The sequence below is a fragment of the Actinoplanes sp. DH11 genome (assembly GCF_020873875.1).
Lineage (GTDB): Bacteria > Actinomycetota > Actinomycetes > Mycobacteriales > Micromonosporaceae > Actinoplanes.
On the sequence record NZ_JAHWGU010000052.1, the window covers coordinates 1 to 15,104 of the forward strand.

The following is a 15,104-nucleotide window of genomic DNA, read 5'->3' on the forward strand; positions in this document are numbered from 1 at the left end:
GCGGGCCCCGCCCCTCGCCTCATTTCTCGTTCCCCCGGGAGATCAACTTGCGAAACACCCCTCTTCGCCGTGCCGCGCTCGTCGCGTCCGGTGCCCTCCTCGGCCTGACCGGCCTGGTCGGGATCGCGTCCCCGGCCGCCGCGACCGGCGACGCCTGCACCACGGCGGCGGACGCCAAGTACCAGCACGAGTTCAGCGGCCCCGACGGGACCGCCGCGATCACCCTGCTGAACGGCCCGCTCTGCGCGGGCGAGGAGCAGAAGCTCGCCCTGGTGTCGTACACCGCACCGTCGGCGACGTTCGCGACCCCGCAGTACGTGCTGGACAAGTCGGTGCAGAGCTTCACCGCCCCGGACGGCAAGCGCGAGCTCACCGGGAACCGGCTCGAGTTCAAGGTCGCCGTCCCGGAGTGTTTCACCCAGGTCGACTTCGTCTTCGGTGACAAGATCATCGACCCGCTGACCGACTCCAGCGACCGCTACAACGACCGCAAGGTCGGCAGCCCGGGCAAGCCCGGCAGCCAGTCCAAGCCGGCACCGGGTCAGCCGCAGAACGCCTGGTACAACGGCGGTTCCGGCACCTGCAAGCCGGAGCCGGCCGTCGAGGCGCTGCCCGAGTGCAACGGCGACGTCCTGCTCTCGCTGATCAACCGCAGCAACTTCACCACGCCGTTCGAGATCACCGCCGACGGCGGCTTCGCGAAGACCGAGAAGGTCGCCGCCAACGCCGAGCCGGTTCCGGTGAAGGTCCCCGCCGCCAACGCCAAGAACATCGTGGTCACCGCGCAGGGCAAGGAGCTCTACCGGGGCGACTGGACCAAGCCGGAGGACTGCCAGGTCCCCGAGGTCGGCACCCCCGACGCGAAGTACACCAGCGACTGCGAGGGCCTGACCTTCACGGTGAGCAACCCGGAGGACGGCAAGGAACTGACCGCCACCTTCACCCCGAACACCGGTGCGGCGCAGACCCTCACCGTCGCACCCGGCGAGAAGGACAAGAAGGCGTTCTTCGCGGGCACCGAGGGCCTCAAGGTCACGGTCACCGGTGACCTGGACGTCCTGAAGGGCGAGGTCGTCTGGACCAAGCCGAAGGACTGCGACACCCCGCCGCCGGGCGAGGGCACCCCGAGCGAGAGCCCGAGCGCCGAGCCCAGCGACAGCCCGAGCCCGACCCCGTCGGAGACCGCGTCGGCCACGCCGTCGCAGACCGTCAGCACCTCGCCCGTCGCCACCACCCCGGTGAGCGACGACGAGCAGCTGCCGATCACCGGTTCGGCCGCCGGCACCATCGCGGGCGGCGCGGCCGTGCTGCTCCTCGTCGGCGCCGGCCTGTTCTTCCTGAGCCGCCGCCGGAAGCTCGACTTCAAGGCCTGATCAGTTCCGGCCCTGAAGAACCAAGGCTGAAGCCTGAAAGACGGCGCGCCGATCGCTCAGCGGTCGGCGCGCCGCTCCATTTCCGCACGCTCCTCATCCGCACGCTCCTCATCCGCACGCTCCTCATCCGCACGCTCCTCATCCGCACGCTCCACCTCCGCATAGGTGGGGAACGACCCGTCGGCGAGCGGCGGGTACGGCCGCACCCCGGTCACCGCGGAGACCGGCAGCCGGCCGTAGAGGTGCGGGAACTGCCGGCCGTCCGGCGCCGGCGGCACACCGTCCTCCCACACCACGGCCTCGCCCAGCGGCGCCGGATCGATCTCCAGCAGCAGCAGGTCGGTCCGGCCGCGGAACCGCGCCGTCGCCGGCACGTGCGCCCAGTCCGGCGGCGAACAGTGGATGAAGCCCTCGGTGGCGAGCGTGTCACCGTCGTACCAGCCGGTCTCGGCCGCCGTCTCCCACGCCGCGCGTGGGCAGATGTGCAGGATCAACCCTTCTCCAGGTACTCGGCGCGTTCCTCGTCGACCAGGGCGGTCACCGAGGCGGCGAGCGCGGGGTAACGGGACAGGTCGGGGTCGTCCCCGATCAACTCCCCCGCCTCCGCGCGGGCCTCTTTGATCAGTTTCTCGTCACGCAGCAGCGACAGCAGCCGCAGATGCGAGTTCTTGCCGGACTGCGAGGCACCGAGCACGTCACCCTCCCGGCGCTGCTCCAGGTCGATCTCGGAGAGCTTGAAGCCGTCCGTCGTGGAGGCCACCGCGTCCAGCCGCTCCCGGGCCGCCGAACCCTCGGCCGACTCGGTGTGCAGCAGGCAGATGCCGGGCGCCGAACCACGACCCACCCGGCCGCGCAGCTGATGCAGCTGGGAGACGCCGAACCGGTCGGCGTCCAGGATCAGCATCACCGTCGAGTTGGGCACGTCCACGCCGACCTCGATCACCGTGGTCGCGACGAGCACGTCCAGGTTGCCGGCCGAGAACGACCGCATCACCGCGTCCTTCTCGTCCGGCGGCATCTTGCCGTGCAGCATGCCGATCCGCAGACCCTTGAGGTAGTCGTTCTGCAGCAGCGGCAGCACCTCCGTCACGGCGAGCGGCGGGCGGCGGGCCGGTTCGTCGTCCTTCGGCGGGGTCTCCTCGTCGTCACCGATCCGCGGGCACACCACGTACGCCTGGTGGCCGGCCCGCACCTCCTCGCGGATCCGCACCCAGGCCCGGTCCAGATAGGCCGGTTTGTCCAAAGCCGGCACCACGTGCGACGCGATCGGCGAACGGCCGCGCGGCAACTGCGACAGAATCGACGTCTCCAGGTCGCCGTAGACGGTCATCGCCACCGTGCGCGGGATCGGCGTCGCCGTCATCACCAGCACATGCGGCGGCCGGGCCGCCTTGGCGCGCAACGCGTCACGCTGCTCCACCCCGAACCGGTGCTGCTCGTCGACCACCACCAGGCCGAGATCCTTGAACTCGACACCCTCGTACAGCAGGGCGTGTGTGCCGACGACGATGCCGGCGCTCCCGTCGGCGAGCTTGGCCAGCGCAGCACGCCGGGCCGCCGCACCGAGCGAACCGGTGACCAGGGTCAGCTGCGTGCCCGCCGGGTCGCCGTCCAGCTCACCGGCCCGGCCCAGCGCACCCAGCTGGGCGCTGATCCCCCGGTAGTGCTGGGTGGCGAGCACCTCGGTCGGCGCCAGCAGGGCGGCCTGCCCACCGGCGTCCACGACCTGGAGCATCGCGCGCACCGAGACGAGCGTCTTGCCGGAACCGACCTCGCCCTGCAGCAGCCGGTGCATCGGGTGCGGGCGCGACAGGTCCGCCGCGATCTCCTCACCCACCTGCCGCTGCCCGTCGGTCAGCTCATAGGGCAACCCGGCGTCGAACTTGGCGAGCAACCCGCCCTCGGTGCGCGGCCGGGCGGTGCCGGGCGCCGCGGCCGCGCGGGCCCGGCGTTGCACGAGCGTCAGCTGTACGGCCAACGCCTCGTCCCACTTGAGCCGGTGCTTCGCGCGGTAGAGCGCCTCCTCCGAGCTCGGCCGGTGGATCTCCCGCAGGGCCGTCCCGATGCCGACCAGCCCGCGCTTGCCCCGGACGTCGCCGGGCAGCGGGTCGGCCGGCGGCTCGAACGTGTCCAGCAGGGTCCGCACACATTTCGCGATCACCCAGGTCGGCACGGCCTGCGCCGCCGGGTAGACCGGGATCAGCGCGCCGGCGAACTCCTCGATCTCGGCGGCTGCGTCGTCCTGCGTGGCGTCCACACCGAACAGCTGATAGGCCGGGCCGTTCAGCTGGCGCTTGCCCCGGAAATCGGTGACCTTGCCGGCGAACAGGCCCCAGACGCCCTTGCGCAACTCCCGCTCACGCCACGCCTGGTTGAAGAACGTGCAGGTGAGCGTCGCCCCCGAGCCGTCACCGATGGTCACCTCCAGCATGTTGCCGCGGCGTGCCCGCATCGGCTTCACGGTGATGCCCTGCACCTGGGCCAGCACGGTGACCTGCTCGTCCACCTCCAGGCGGCGCAGGTCGGTGTGCTCGCCGCGCTGGTCGTACCGCCGGGGGAAGTGATAGATCAGATCCCCCGCGGTGTGCAGATCCAGGTGGGTGGCGAGGGCCTTGGCGGTCTTCGCACCGAGCACCTTGGTGAGCGGGGTGTCGGTCGTGGTCATTCGACTCCTGCCAGGAGGTGGTAACGCGGTTGCCCGCCGGCGTAACACTGCAACTCGATGAAAGGCCAGGTCCGGCGCACGTGCTCGTGCAGGGTCGCCTCCAGGTCCGGCGGGGCGTCCGCGCCGAGCACACAGGTGACGAGTTCACCGCCGCCGCCGAGCATCCGGTCCAGCAGCAGCCGGCTCACCTCGGCCAGGTCGGAGCCGATCACGTGCACCTCGCCGTCGACGAGCCCGAGCAGGTCACCCGCGCGGCAGGCGCCGGCGACCGTGAGTGCGTCGCGCTGGGCGGTGCAGACCTCGCCGTACCGGCAGGCGCCGGCCGCCTCCGCCATCGCGATCACGTCGTCGGCGAACGGCCGCTGCGGATCCCGCACCGCCAGCGCGGCGAGCGCCTGCACCGGCGACCGGGTCGGCACCACGCTCACCTGGATCCCCTCGGCGGCCGCCTCCCGTGCCGCCGACGTGGCCACCGCGTGCGTGTTCGCGTCGTTCGGCAACAGCACCACGTGGTCGGCACCGGGCCGGCGGATCGCGGCGAGCAGCTCGGCGATCGACGGATTGCGGTCCACCACCGTCGCGCCCTCCCCCTCGAACAGCGCGGTGAGCCCGTCGCCCGCGGCGACGACCACCGCGGCCCGGAGATCACGCCCGGGCCGTCGCTCCTCCAGCGGGGTGACCCTGATCTGGTACGGCCGACCGGCCACGATCCCCGCCTCGACGGCCGGGCCGATCTCGGTGACGTGCACGTGCACGTTCCAGGTGCCGTCGCCGGTGCCCACCACCACGAGCGAGTCACCGAGGGCGTCCAGGGTGTGCCGCAACCGCGTGACGGCGTCGGGTTCGGCATCGAGCAGGTATTGCACCTCGTAGCCGTAACCGGAACATCCGTCCTCCGCCGCCTCGCTCCGATGCGGCGGATGCCCGTGCCCCCAGCCGTCCGGCCCCGGCTGCGCGCCGGCCTCACCCTCCAGCTGCGCGCCCGCCTCACCTTCCGGCTGCGCACCCGCCTCAGCCCCCAGCTGCACGCCCGCAGCGGGACCAGCTCCTGGGCGCACTCTTCCTGCCCGGACATTTCCGTCATTTCTGATGTGCCCGGATGACTGGAGCTGAGGACTTTCGCGCGTGCCGACCGGCGTGCCCTGCCGATCCCCCGCGCCCGGCGCGCTCTGCCGGCCCTCCGCGTCGCTGCTCGCCTCATCCTCGGCGAGCGCGTCGACCAGGGCGTCCAGCAGCAGGCACAACCCGCGCCCGCCTGCGTCGACCACGCCCGCTCGGGCCAGGACCGGCAGCTGCTGCGGCGTGCGGGCCAGCGCCTCCGCTGCCGCGCGCGCGGCGGCCGTCGCCACGGCCAGCAGGTTGTCCGACTTGATCCGGCCGGCGCCCTCGGCGGCCGCGGCCACCACCGACAGGACCGTGCCCTCGACGGGGCGGGCGACAGCCCCGTACGCCGCGTCGGTCGCCATCCGCAACGCCCGCGCCAGCTCCCGGCCCCGCACCGCCACCGCGCTCGCGAAGGTGTCCGCCATGCCGCGCAGGATCTGCGAGACGATCACGCCGGAGTTGCCGCGCGCACCGAGCAGCGCACCCCGGGCCATCCGGCGCATCAGCCGGTCGACCGGCCGGCCCGGACCGGGCGTCCCCCCAGGACCGGGGGTCTCCTCGTCGAGCGCCTCATAGGCAGCGGTCAGGGTCAGGACCAGGTTGGTCCCGGTGTCACCGTCGGGAACCGGGTAGACGTTCAGGTCGTCGATCTCACGCTGGTGTGCCCGAAGCGCCTCGAGCCCACCACCGCACCAGCGGCGTACCGCAGCGGCATCGAGGGTCTCCAGCACGCGAAAATCGTACTGTCGGCCTCCGACAATCGCTGGGTACGCACCCTGACCGGGGGCGATTGGTTCTTCACCCCGAGGATCGGGTAAGCTCGCCGGGTTGCCTGGCTGAGCTACTTCGTCGGGCCCGTCAGTTTCGTTTCAAACCCAGGAGTATCCCGTGGCTAGCGTGTGCGACGTCTGTGGCAAGGGACCGGGCTTCGGCCACAACGTGTCCCACTCGCACCGGCGGACCAACCGCCGCTGGAACCCGAACATCCAGTCGGTGCGCACCCCGGCCGGTGGCGGGACCACCAAGAAGGTCAAGGCCTGCACCTCGTGCATCAAGGCCGGCAAGGTCGCCCGCGCCTGACCCTCAGATCCATCACGGAAAGCCGCTGAGCCCCCGGGCTCGGCGGCTTTCTCTGTCCCCGACCCTGCCGTGGCGGACCGGCCCGCCCCCGATCGACGCCCAGCCCCCGTGTGTGCCCAGCCCCCCGTCGGTGCCCGGCCCGCCCGCGTCGGCGCCCGGCCCGTCCCCGATCGGCGCCCAGCCCGTCCCCGATCGGCGCCCGGCCGCCCCCGATCGGCGCCCAGCCCGTCGCGGTCGCGCCGCCCCTGGCGAGATGTTGATCTGCTAGCGCTACGAAATCGCTGTGATCATGGGGTTGAAACCGCGATTTCGCACCGCTAGCAGATCCACACCGCTTCGCGCGCTCGCAGGCCAACACCGCCGCGCACTGCCCCGGCCGGGGCGACGGCCCGGTGAGCGACGGGCCGGTGAGCGACAGGCCCGGTGAGCGACAGGCCCGGTGGCCCGCTACAGCGGCTTGCCGTAGGAGAGGACGCCCTCGTGGCCGGCGTAGAAGCCGAAGTCCTCGATCCGCACGTACCCCGCCGACTCGTACAGCGCGATCGCCTCCGGCTGCTTGTCGCCGGTCTCCAGGATGAGCCGGGTGCAGCCGGCGGACCGGGCCGAGTCCTCGATCGCGGCGAGCATCCGCCGGGCCACGCCGCGGCCCCGGGCGGCGGGGAGGGTGAACATCCGCTTCAGTTCGGCGTCGGCGGTGCCGTGCCGCCGCCAGCCGGCGCTGCCGATGATGCTGCCGTCGAGCTCGGCCACGAGGAACGCGCCGTCCGGCGGGGTGAAGTGCTTGCCCGTGATGGGCGTGTCGTCGCCGGTGCCGCCGTACCGCTCGGAGAGGTCGCGCAGGTTCTCCGCGACAATCAGCTGCACGTCCGGGTCGTCGAAGTCCGCCAACCTGATCTTGATCTCTGACACGCCCTCAGGGTAATCAGCGGAAGTGGTCCCAGCCCAACCCCCCGGTCCAGGGTTTGCGGTCGACGGTGACGCCGGATCCGTCGTGCACGGAACCGATGACCCGCCAGTCGGGCGGCAGGGTCACGCCGGGCGGGAACGTCGCGGCGAGCGGGTGGTCGTCGCCACCGGCGAGCACCCACTGGTACGGGTCGACGCCGAGCGCCTTGGCCGCGTCACGCATCTGGTCCGGGACGTCGAACGCGTCCTGGTGCACGTCGATGGCGACCAGGCTGGCCGCCGCGATGTGACCGAGGTCCTGCAGCAGCCCGTCCGAGACGTCGATCATCGAGGTGGCGCCGAGACGTGCCGCCTCCGGGCCGGAGGCGTAGCGCACGGCGGGCCGGCGGTACGCCTCCACCAGCTTCTTCGGCGTCCGGAATCCCCGGGAGAGCACGGTGAGGCCGGCGGCCGCGTACCCGATCCGGCCGGAAAGGGCGAGAACGTCGCCCGGCTGAGCCCCGTCGCGCCGGACCGGTTCCGCCCCGCCCAGGTCCCCGAGCGCGGTGACCGCGATGGTGAGTGTCGGACTGGCCGCGGTGTCGCCGCCGACGACGCTGGCACCGACCAGCCCGGCCTCCTCGGTGAGCCCGTCGGCCAGGCCCTCGACCCATTCGTTCGTCACGCCGGGCGGCACGCAGAGCGCCACCAGCAGGGCGGTCGGCACGGCGCCCATCGCGGCGATGTCGGCGAGGTTGGCGGCGGCGGCGCGGTGCCCGATGTCCTCGGGGCCGCACCAGTCCCGGCGGAAGTGCCGGCCGTCGACGAGGACGTCGGTGGAGGCCACTACCCGGCCGTCGGCGGCGCGGACGACTGCCGCGTCGTCGCCGGGACCGAGCAGGGTGGCCGGGCTGGAACCGAGCCGGGAGACGATTCGGCCAATAAGTCCGAATTCGCCGCCTTCTGGGATACTCACGTCAAAGTCCTTCGATGGTGGCGTCCCGCTCAGGGGTCGCTTCGTACGGTAGTTTCACGATCAGGGATCACCGGGTGGCGGATGAGCGATGGCTGACGCAACGGTGGCTGATTCAGCGGTGGCGGATTGGAGTCGATCGTGGTCCAGGCATACATCCTGATCCAGACGGAGGTCGGCAAGGCGCGTGACGTGGCCGCCGCGATCGAGAAGATACCGGGGGTGGTCCGGGTCGACGCGGTGACCGGGCCGTACGACGTGGTGGTGCTTACCGAGGCGCACACGGTCGACGAGCTCGGCGGTCTGATTGTGAGCAAAGTCCAGTACGTACCGGGCATCACGCGGACACTCACCTGCTCCGTGGTAAACCTCTGAGCATGGTGGACGTCGAGACCCACGAGAAGACCCCGAAAAAGGACCCGGTCACCCGGGCGGCCGCCCTGTGGGCGACCGTGGTGGCCGTTCCGGTCGCAGTCATCGTGGGAATCGTAGCGTTCATTGCCATCAAACCGGATAATTCCGACAAAAACGATGAAGTGGCGGCGTTGCCGGTTCCGAGCACGGCCGTCCAGGTGGACGCCCCGCAACTCGGCGAACGCGCCACCCAGGTCTGCCTCGCGGTGACCTCGCAGCTCCCGGTGAAGATCCGTGAGCTGTCGGCCCGGCCCGTCTCGGCCGGCCCGGAACAGAACGCGGCCTACGGCGAGCCGCCGATCACCGTCGCCTGCGGCGTGCCCGCGCCCGTCATGTGCGAATCCCTCGACGACGAGACGCCGGGCTGCGTGCCGCTGGACACCGAACTTCTGATCATGAATCGGGTCTGCTGGTACGCGAAGCCCGGCGCGGACGCGGCGACCATCACCACGATGGACCGCGAGGTGCCGGTGGCGGTCACCGTGCCGAACCGGTACGAGAACCCCGCCCAGTGGGCCAACGAGTTCTCCGACACGATCGTGAAGACCGTGAAGTCGCAGCCCCTCGACCGGATGCCGAGCGGCTGCGAGATCAGCTGACGGCCGGGCCGCCGGGCCGCCGGGCGGCCGAAGCCAGGCGGCCGAAGCCAGGCGGCCGGGAAAGGCTAGTGGAGGCCGGTTCCGCGCCGCAGCGCGGTCCTGATCAGCCGGTCCACGACCTTCGGGTATTCCAGGCCGGTGGCCGCCCACATCATCGGGAACATCGACGTCGGCGTCATCCCCGGCATCGTGTTGATCTCGTTGAGGAAGACCTCACCGGTCGCCGTCACGAAGAAGTCGACGCGCGCGAGACCGGCGCAGTCCAGCGCGGTGAAGGTGCGCAGCGCGTACTCCTGGACCTGCCGGACGACGTCGGCCGGAAGCTCGGCCGGGATCGTGTAGCGGCTGCCGACCAGGTACTTCGTCTCGAAGTCGTACCAGTCCGCATCGTCCACGTGGATCTCGGCGAGCAGGGACGCCTCGGGTGACCCGCCGGCCTCCCCCTCCAGGACGCCGCACTCGATCTCCCGGCCCACGATCGCGGCCTCGACGAGCACCTTCGGGTCGATCTGCCGGGCCGTGGCGACGGCCGCGTCCAGGTCCGCCCAGTCAGTGATCTTGGTGATGCCGGTGGACGAGCCGGCCCGGGACGGCTTCACGAAGACCGGCAGGCCGAGCCGCTCCTTGTCCGCCTCCGACAGCGAGACACCGGCACGGAGAACCGCGTACGGCCCGACGGGGATCCCCTCGGCGGCCGCCAGCTTCTTGGTGAACTCCTTGTCCATGGCGGCTGCCGACGCGAAGACGTTGGCGCCCACGTAGGGGATGCCGGCCATCTCCAGCATGCCCTGGATGGTGCCGTCCTCACCGTAGGCGCCGTGCAGCACCGGGAAGACCACATCCACACCGGCCAGCGACGAGACGCCGTCGGCCGGGTCGCGGACGATCAGCTCGGTGGCGGTCGGGTCGGCGGCGAGCACGACGGCGTCACCGGACGCGGCGGTGATCTCCGGCAGTGTCTGGTCCTTGATCGCCAGCTGGGCCGGGTCGCCCGCGGCGAGAACCCAGCGGCCCTCCCGAGTGATTCCGACCGGGACCGCCTCGTACTGATCGGGGTCCAGCGCACCGAGGATGGCGCCCGCACTCACGCAGGAAATGGCGTGCTCAGTGCTGCGGCCGCCGAAAACGATCGCAACGCGGGTCTTCCGGGGGGTCGTCACTCTTCTCCGTGCCTCTCGCTAGCGGTCATGCCGGGGGTGACCCTACTCTGCGTAAGCCGAATATGGGATCTGGCGAGGCAGGGGGAACGAACAGTTCATGGCTCCAGCACTCCACGTGATCGCCGGGCCCGGTCCGGGTCAGCTGGCGACGATGGCGCACCCCTCCGGCGAGCCCTGGACCGCCGGTGAGCTGGGCGCCCTCGCCCGGGCCGGCGTGCAGGTCCTGGTCTGCGCCGCCGAACCGCCCGCGGACAGCGCCGGCATCGAACTGATCTCCTTCCCGGACGCGGCCGACCCGGTCCGGCGCGAGGAGGCCACCGAGGTGGTCGCGCTCGCCGCCCGCCTCGCCCAGGAGGTCCGCGCGGGCCGGTTCGTGGTCACCGAATCCACGTCCGGCCCCGGCCGGTCCACCCTGCTCGCCGTGATGACGCTGGTGCTGCTCGGCATCCGCCCCGGCGAGGCCCTGCGGCGGACCGGCGGCCGCACGAGCACCGAGGTCCCGCGCGACTGGCTCCACGACTTCGTCGCCACCCACGGCTGAGAGCCACTTCCCAGGACGATCCTGGCGTACGGGGTCAGGCGGTGAAAGTCTGCGGCAGGGCGCCGGCGTCCCACAGCGCGTCGAGATGGGCCAGGAAGCCGCTCAGGCTGCGCTCCAGATCACGCCGCTCGGTGGTGGTGAGCGTCGCCAGCGGGTCCGAGAAGATCAGCCCTTCCGGGTGTTTCGAGCGGGTGCCGACGAACTTGTCGCACGCGCCGCACCACACGTAGCTGACCAGCGTGGGCCGCCGCGCGTTCTCCGGCGCGGTGAAGTAGGCCCGCAGCCGCCGCACCCCGCACGCCGGGCACTCACGCTCCCCCGGGTCGGCGAAGAAGCTCGCGCCCTGGGTGAGCGCGGCCACCTCGTCCCCGCTGAAACTGCTCCACGCCGTCACGACTGGCACGCCGTCACGACAGGGCGGCGTCGAGGGCCGCCGTCACGTCCGCCAGCAGGTCGTCGGTGTCCTCGATGCCGCAGGAGAACCGGACGAACCCGGGCGCGGTGTCGTCACCCCACTGTGCGCGCCGGTCGGCCGAGGTGTGCACCCCGCCGAACGACGTGGCCGCGAAGACGAGCCGGGCCGCGGCCAGGAACCGGGCCACGCGTTCGGCGCTGCCCAGGTCGAAGGAGACCACGCCGGGGATGCGCCGCATCTGGGCGGAGGCCACCGGGTACGACGGGTCGGACGGCAGGCCCGGCCAGCGCACCCCGGTCACGTCGGACCGGCCGGTCAGGAGCTCGGCGAGGGCCGCCGCGTTCTGGCTCTGCCGGGCCAGGCGCAGGTCGAGCGTGGCGATCGAGCGGTGTGCCAGCCAGCAGTCGAAGGCGCCGGGCACCGCGCCGGTCTGCTTGCGCCACGTCTCCACCTTGGCGAGCAGCTCCGGGCCGGTGGCCGCGACGTAGCCGAGCAGCACGTCGGAGTGCCCGGTCAGCGCCTTGGTGCCGGATGCGACGACCAGGTCGGCACCGAGGGCCAGCGGGTTCTGCCCGAGCGGGGTGGCGGTGGTGTTGTCGACGGCGACGAGGGCGCCGGCAGCGTGTGCCGCCGCCGCGAACGCGCGCACGTCGACGACGTCGAGCCCGGGGTTGGCCGGCGTCTCCAGCAGGACGAGCCGGATCCCGGTGAGGTCCGGGTACGGCTGGGCGGCGGTCGGGATCAGGACCACCCGTACGCCCAGTTCGCGCAGCGTGGTCTCGGCGAAGGCCCGTACGGTGAAATAGCCGTCCGCGGGAAGCGCCACCGTGTCGCCGGTGCGCAGCACCGCCAGGAGCAGGGCGGTGATCGCCGCCTGACCGCTCGCGAAGGCGAGCGCCGGCGCGCCCTCCAGCTCGCCGATCGCCGCTTCCAGCAGCTCGCGCGTGGGGTGTTCGGTGCGGGCGTAACCGTTCTTCCCCGGACCGGTCGCCGGGTCGAGGTGGTAGGGCGCGGCGAAGACCGGGCCCGGCAGGAAGGGCTCCCCCACCTCGGGTACGGGGATTCCGGCGTGCACGGAACGGGTTCCGTCGGAGTAACTCACTCTGGTTTCATCTCTCGTGTCATGAGCAGTTTCACCGCGACGCGCGGGTCGGCGCCCTCGTGGCAGACCCGTTCCACCTGTTCGACGATCGGCATCTCGACGCCGTTGGCACGGGCCAGGTCGCGGATGGAGAGGCAGCTCTTGACGCCCTCGGCGGTCTGCCGGGTGGCGATCTGCGCCTGTTCCAGGGTCTCGCCGCGGCCCAGGTGCTCGCCGAAGGTGCGGTTGCGGGCAAGCGGCGACGAGCAGGAGGCCACCAGGTCACCGAGCCCGGCCAACCCGGCGAAGGTGAGCGGGTCGGCGCCGAGCGCGACACCGAGCCGGGCGGTCTCGGCCAGCCCTCGGGTGATCAGCGAGGCCCGGGTGTTGTCGCCGAGACCGATCGCGACGGCCATCCCGTAGGCGAGCGCGATCACGTTCTTGGTGGCGCCACCGAGCTCGCAGCCGATCACGTCGTCGCTGGTGTAGGGCCGGAAGTAGGGCGTCGCCAGGGCGTGCTGCACCTGCCGGGCACGACTCTCGTCGGAGCAGGCCACCACGGTCGCGGTGGGCTGCCGCGCGGCGATCTCGGGCGCCAGGTTGGGACCGGAGACGACCACCACCCGGTCCGGGTCGACGCCGGCCGTCTCGACGATCACCTCGCTCATCCGCTTCAGGGTGCCGAGCTCGATGCCCTTCATCAGCGAGACGACGGTGGCGTCCGCCGGGAAGGAGCCGGCCCAGTCCGCGAGGTTGCCGCGCAGGGTCTGCGACGGCACCGCGATCGCGATCAGTTCGGCGCCGGACACGGCCTCGGCCAGGTCGGTGGTGCCGGTCACGCTGTCCGCGAGCCGGACGCCCGGCAGCGAGCCCTCGTTGCCGCGCCGTTCCCGGATCTCCGCGGCGACCGCCTCCCGCCGCGCCCACATGGTCACCTCCGACCCGGCGTCGCCGAGCACCTTCGCGAACGCGGTGCCCCAGGCTCCGGATCCGATGACGGCGGCCCTCATGGTGCGTCCTCCGAGGTCGAGGCCCGTCGTGCGGGCCGGTCGTAGAGCGCCGGCGGTTCGCCGTCGCGGATCTCAGCGAGCAGATCCCGGACACCAAGCATGATCGTCTCGGTCATCTCGGTCAGCACCGCCCGGCTCGGGGCGGCGCCGGCCCAGCGACTGAGGTCGATCGGCCGGCCGGCGGTGACGGTGACGTGCGTACGCCGCAGTTTCAGCCGGTTGGTACGCGGATCGAAGATCGCCTGTGGGCCCCAGGCGGCGATCGGCACCACCGGGGCACCGGTGAGCAGCGCCAGCCGGGCCGCACCGGTCTTGCCCCGCATCGGCCACAGATCGGGGTGCCGGGTGGTCGTGCCCTCCGGGTAGATGACCACGGCGCCGCCCTCGGTCACGGCGTTGATCAGCGCTTGCAGGGACTTGACCGCCTCGGCGCTGCCCCGCTCGACGGGGATCTGCCGGGTCTTGCGCAGCAGGTAGCCGATGATCGGCACTCGCCACAGGCTGGCCTTGCCGAGGAACCGCGGCCAGCGGTTCGACCGGTAGATGTAGTGCGCCACCACCAGGGGGTCGAAGTGCGAGACGTGGTTGGGGACGAGGATCACCGGCCCGGTCGCCGGGATGTTCTCCCGGCCTGCCCAGGTCGTGGTCGTCAGCGCCTTCATGACGGGCAGCACCAGCATCACCGCGACACGCTGCCAGAAGCCCAGCCTGAGCTGCGTCACGGCATCTCCCGTCCGTCAGTCGGCGACGTCTCGCACCGTCACCACGTTTCACCTGCGACGAAATCATGCCCGCTGAGAACCCGGGTGACCAGGCAGGGGTCCGGATATCCGGCTTCGTGCATGGCTTGGCGGCCCGCGGCGATCATGGCGATGACGTGCGGGTGGGCGCGTCGTGCAGACTGGTTCGGTGCGGAAGTGGACTGCGGTGATCCCGGTCAAGCGGCTGGGCCTGGCGAAGACACGGTTGCGTGGCGCCGTGCCCGCCGACCGCCATCCGGAGCTGGCGCTCGCCATGGTGCGCGACACCGCTGCCGCGGTGCTGGCCGCGCCGGCGGTGGCCGAACTGATCGTGGTGACCGACGACCCGGTGGTGGCCTCGGCGGTCCGCACGCTCGGTGCCCGGGTGACACCGGACCCGGGCGGCGGGCTCAACGCGGCCCTGCGCTCCGGTGCCGACGACGTCGCCGGGCTCGGGGCGTACCGGGCGGTGCTCGCCGGCGACCTGCCCGCGCTACGCCCGGACCACCTGGACGAGGCGCTGGGGCGGGTCACCGGGCGCAGCTTCGTGCCGGACGCCGACGGCACCGGCACAGTGCTGCTGGCCGTGCCGCCCGGCGACCGGCTCCGGCCGCTGTTCGGGCCCGGTTCCGCACAGGCCCACGCCACGTCCGGGGCGGCGCCGCTGACCGGCGACTGGCCGGGTCTGCGGCAGGACGTGGACACCGCCGCCGACCTGGACACGGTGCTCGCCCTCGGCGCCGGCCGGCGGACCTGCGCGTTGCTGCGTGATCTCGGACTCACGACGCAGTGCGCCCCGGCCGCCTGAAACCGGTAACGTGCATGGTCATGCAGGGCACGATCGCGACCTTCGACCCGGACACCCGCAGCGGCACGCTGCTCCTCGACGACGGCTCTGAACTGGGCTTCGGACCGGAGGCGTTCGGCCGCTCCGGCTTGCGCCTGCTGCGTCTCGGTCAACGGGTGAGTGTCGAGGCCGGCGCGGACGGGGCGGTCCTGCGGGTCGGGATTCCCGGGATCGTCTGAATCCATCGTCCGGTAGTTCGTTTCACGTTTCGCCGGGA

General features: G+C 72.0%; 17 protein-coding genes. 7 read left to right on the top strand and 10 right to left on the bottom strand.

Translation table 11 applies throughout. The features are described from left to right. Positions 1–47: 47 nt before the first annotated feature. Positions 48–1,373, top strand: a complete 1,326-nt coding sequence (locus LPA41_RS39820) for an LPXTG cell wall anchor domain-containing protein (RefSeq protein ID WP_229076684.1) — start codon at positions 48–50, stop codon at positions 1,371–1,373. 56 nt (positions 1,374–1,429) lie between these two features. Here the strand turns inward: LPA41_RS39820 and LPA41_RS39825 are convergent, their stop codons facing one another. From LPA41_RS39825 to LPA41_RS39835, 3 genes are read right to left on the bottom strand one after another with little or no spacing between them, the layout of a single operon-like run. Beyond that, positions 1,430–1,867, bottom strand: coding sequence for a DUF952 domain-containing protein (locus tag LPA41_RS39825; protein WP_229076685.1), 438 nt, complete (start codon positions 1,865–1,867; stop codon positions 1,430–1,432). Beyond that, positions 1,864–4,038, bottom strand: coding sequence for an ATP-dependent DNA helicase RecG (recG, locus tag LPA41_RS39830; RefSeq protein ID WP_229076686.1), 2,175 nt, complete (start codon positions 4,036–4,038; stop codon positions 1,864–1,866). Before recG ends, LPA41_RS39825 begins: the two co-directional genes overlap by 4 nt. Beyond that, positions 4,035–5,873 (bottom strand): DAK2 domain-containing protein, encoded by a 1,839-nt coding sequence (locus LPA41_RS39835; protein ID WP_229076687.1) that lies wholly within the window; start codon positions 5,871–5,873, stop codon positions 4,035–4,037. Before LPA41_RS39835 ends, recG begins: the two co-directional genes overlap by 4 nt. Before the next feature lie 157 nt (positions 5,874–6,030). Here LPA41_RS39835 and rpmB point away from each other — a divergent pair, with 157 nt between their 5' ends. Further along, complete coding sequence (rpmB, locus tag LPA41_RS39840) at positions 6,031–6,222, top strand: 50S ribosomal protein L28 (RefSeq protein WP_229076688.1); 192 nt, start codon at positions 6,031–6,033, stop codon at positions 6,220–6,222. A 447-nt stretch (positions 6,223–6,669) separates the two neighbouring features. Here the strand turns inward: rpmB and LPA41_RS39845 are convergent, their stop codons facing one another. Together LPA41_RS39845 and LPA41_RS39850 are read right to left on the bottom strand one after the other, a co-directional pair. Further along, positions 6,670–7,131: a GNAT family N-acetyltransferase gene (locus LPA41_RS39845; protein WP_229076689.1), complete on the bottom strand. Its 462-nt coding sequence runs from the start codon at positions 7,129–7,131 to the stop codon at positions 6,670–6,672. A gap of 13 nt (positions 7,132–7,144) precedes the next feature. Continuing rightward, on the bottom strand, positions 7,145–8,083 hold the full coding sequence (locus tag LPA41_RS39850) for a thiamine-phosphate kinase (protein WP_229076690.1): 939 nt from the start codon (positions 8,081–8,083) through the stop codon (positions 7,145–7,147). Positions 8,084–8,221: 138 nt separating this feature from the next. Here LPA41_RS39850 and LPA41_RS39855 point away from each other — a divergent pair, with 138 nt between their 5' ends. Together LPA41_RS39855 and LPA41_RS39860 are read left to right on the top strand one after the other, a co-directional pair. Then, complete coding sequence (locus LPA41_RS39855; protein WP_014447186.1) at positions 8,222–8,455, top strand: Lrp/AsnC ligand binding domain-containing protein; 234 nt, start codon at positions 8,222–8,224, stop codon at positions 8,453–8,455. Positions 8,456–8,457: 2 nt separating this feature from the next. Further along, on the top strand, positions 8,458–9,093 hold the full coding sequence (locus LPA41_RS39860) for a DUF3515 domain-containing protein (protein WP_229076691.1): 636 nt from the start codon (positions 8,458–8,460) through the stop codon (positions 9,091–9,093). 65 nt (positions 9,094–9,158) lie between these two features. Here the strand turns inward: LPA41_RS39860 and LPA41_RS39865 are convergent, their stop codons facing one another. After that, positions 9,159–10,253 carry a D-alanine--D-alanine ligase family protein gene (locus tag LPA41_RS39865; RefSeq protein ID WP_229076692.1) on the bottom strand — a complete coding sequence of 365 codons (1,095 nt, stop codon included), beginning with the start codon at positions 10,251–10,253 and terminating at the stop codon, positions 9,159–9,161. Positions 10,254–10,350: 97 nt separating this feature from the next. Here LPA41_RS39865 and LPA41_RS39870 point away from each other — a divergent pair, with 97 nt between their 5' ends. Next, on the top strand, positions 10,351–10,794 hold the full coding sequence (locus LPA41_RS39870; RefSeq protein WP_229076693.1) for a hypothetical protein: 444 nt from the start codon (positions 10,351–10,353) through the stop codon (positions 10,792–10,794). Positions 10,795–10,828: 34 nt separating this feature from the next. On the opposite strand, the gene LPA41_RS39875 is transcribed toward LPA41_RS39870, so the two are convergent. The 4 genes from LPA41_RS39875 to LPA41_RS39890 are packed head-to-tail and all read right to left on the bottom strand — an operon-like array spanning position 10,829 to position 14,022. Then, the gene (locus LPA41_RS39875; RefSeq protein WP_229076694.1) at positions 10,829–11,197 is read right to left on the bottom strand and encodes a hypothetical protein; all 369 of its coding nucleotides are present in this window, start codon (positions 11,195–11,197) and stop codon (positions 10,829–10,831) included. Between the two features lie 4 nt (positions 11,198–11,201). Beyond that, positions 11,202–12,311 (bottom strand): cystathionine gamma-lyase, encoded by a 1,110-nt coding sequence (locus LPA41_RS39880; protein WP_229076695.1) that lies wholly within the window; start codon positions 12,309–12,311, stop codon positions 11,202–11,204. Next, on the bottom strand, positions 12,308–13,300 hold the full coding sequence (locus tag LPA41_RS39885; RefSeq protein ID WP_229076696.1) for an NAD(P)H-dependent glycerol-3-phosphate dehydrogenase: 993 nt from the start codon (positions 13,298–13,300) through the stop codon (positions 12,308–12,310). Before LPA41_RS39885 ends, LPA41_RS39880 begins: the two co-directional genes overlap by 4 nt. Further along, positions 13,297–14,022, bottom strand: coding sequence for a 1-acyl-sn-glycerol-3-phosphate acyltransferase (locus LPA41_RS39890; protein WP_229076697.1), 726 nt, complete (start codon positions 14,020–14,022; stop codon positions 13,297–13,299). The genes LPA41_RS39885 and LPA41_RS39890 overlap by 4 nt, the downstream gene beginning before the upstream one ends. A gap of 187 nt (positions 14,023–14,209) precedes the next feature. On the opposite strand from LPA41_RS39890, the gene cofC reads away from it, so the two are divergent. Both cofC and LPA41_RS39900 read left to right on the top strand, forming a co-directional pair. Continuing rightward, on the top strand, positions 14,210–14,848 hold the full coding sequence (gene cofC, locus LPA41_RS39895; RefSeq protein WP_229076698.1) for a 2-phospho-L-lactate guanylyltransferase: 639 nt from the start codon (positions 14,210–14,212) through the stop codon (positions 14,846–14,848). A gap of 20 nt (positions 14,849–14,868) precedes the next feature. Further along, on the top strand, positions 14,869–15,066 hold the full coding sequence (locus tag LPA41_RS39900; protein WP_229076699.1) for a cold-shock protein: 198 nt from the start codon (positions 14,869–14,871) through the stop codon (positions 15,064–15,066). Positions 15,067–15,104: the final 38 nt, after the last annotated feature.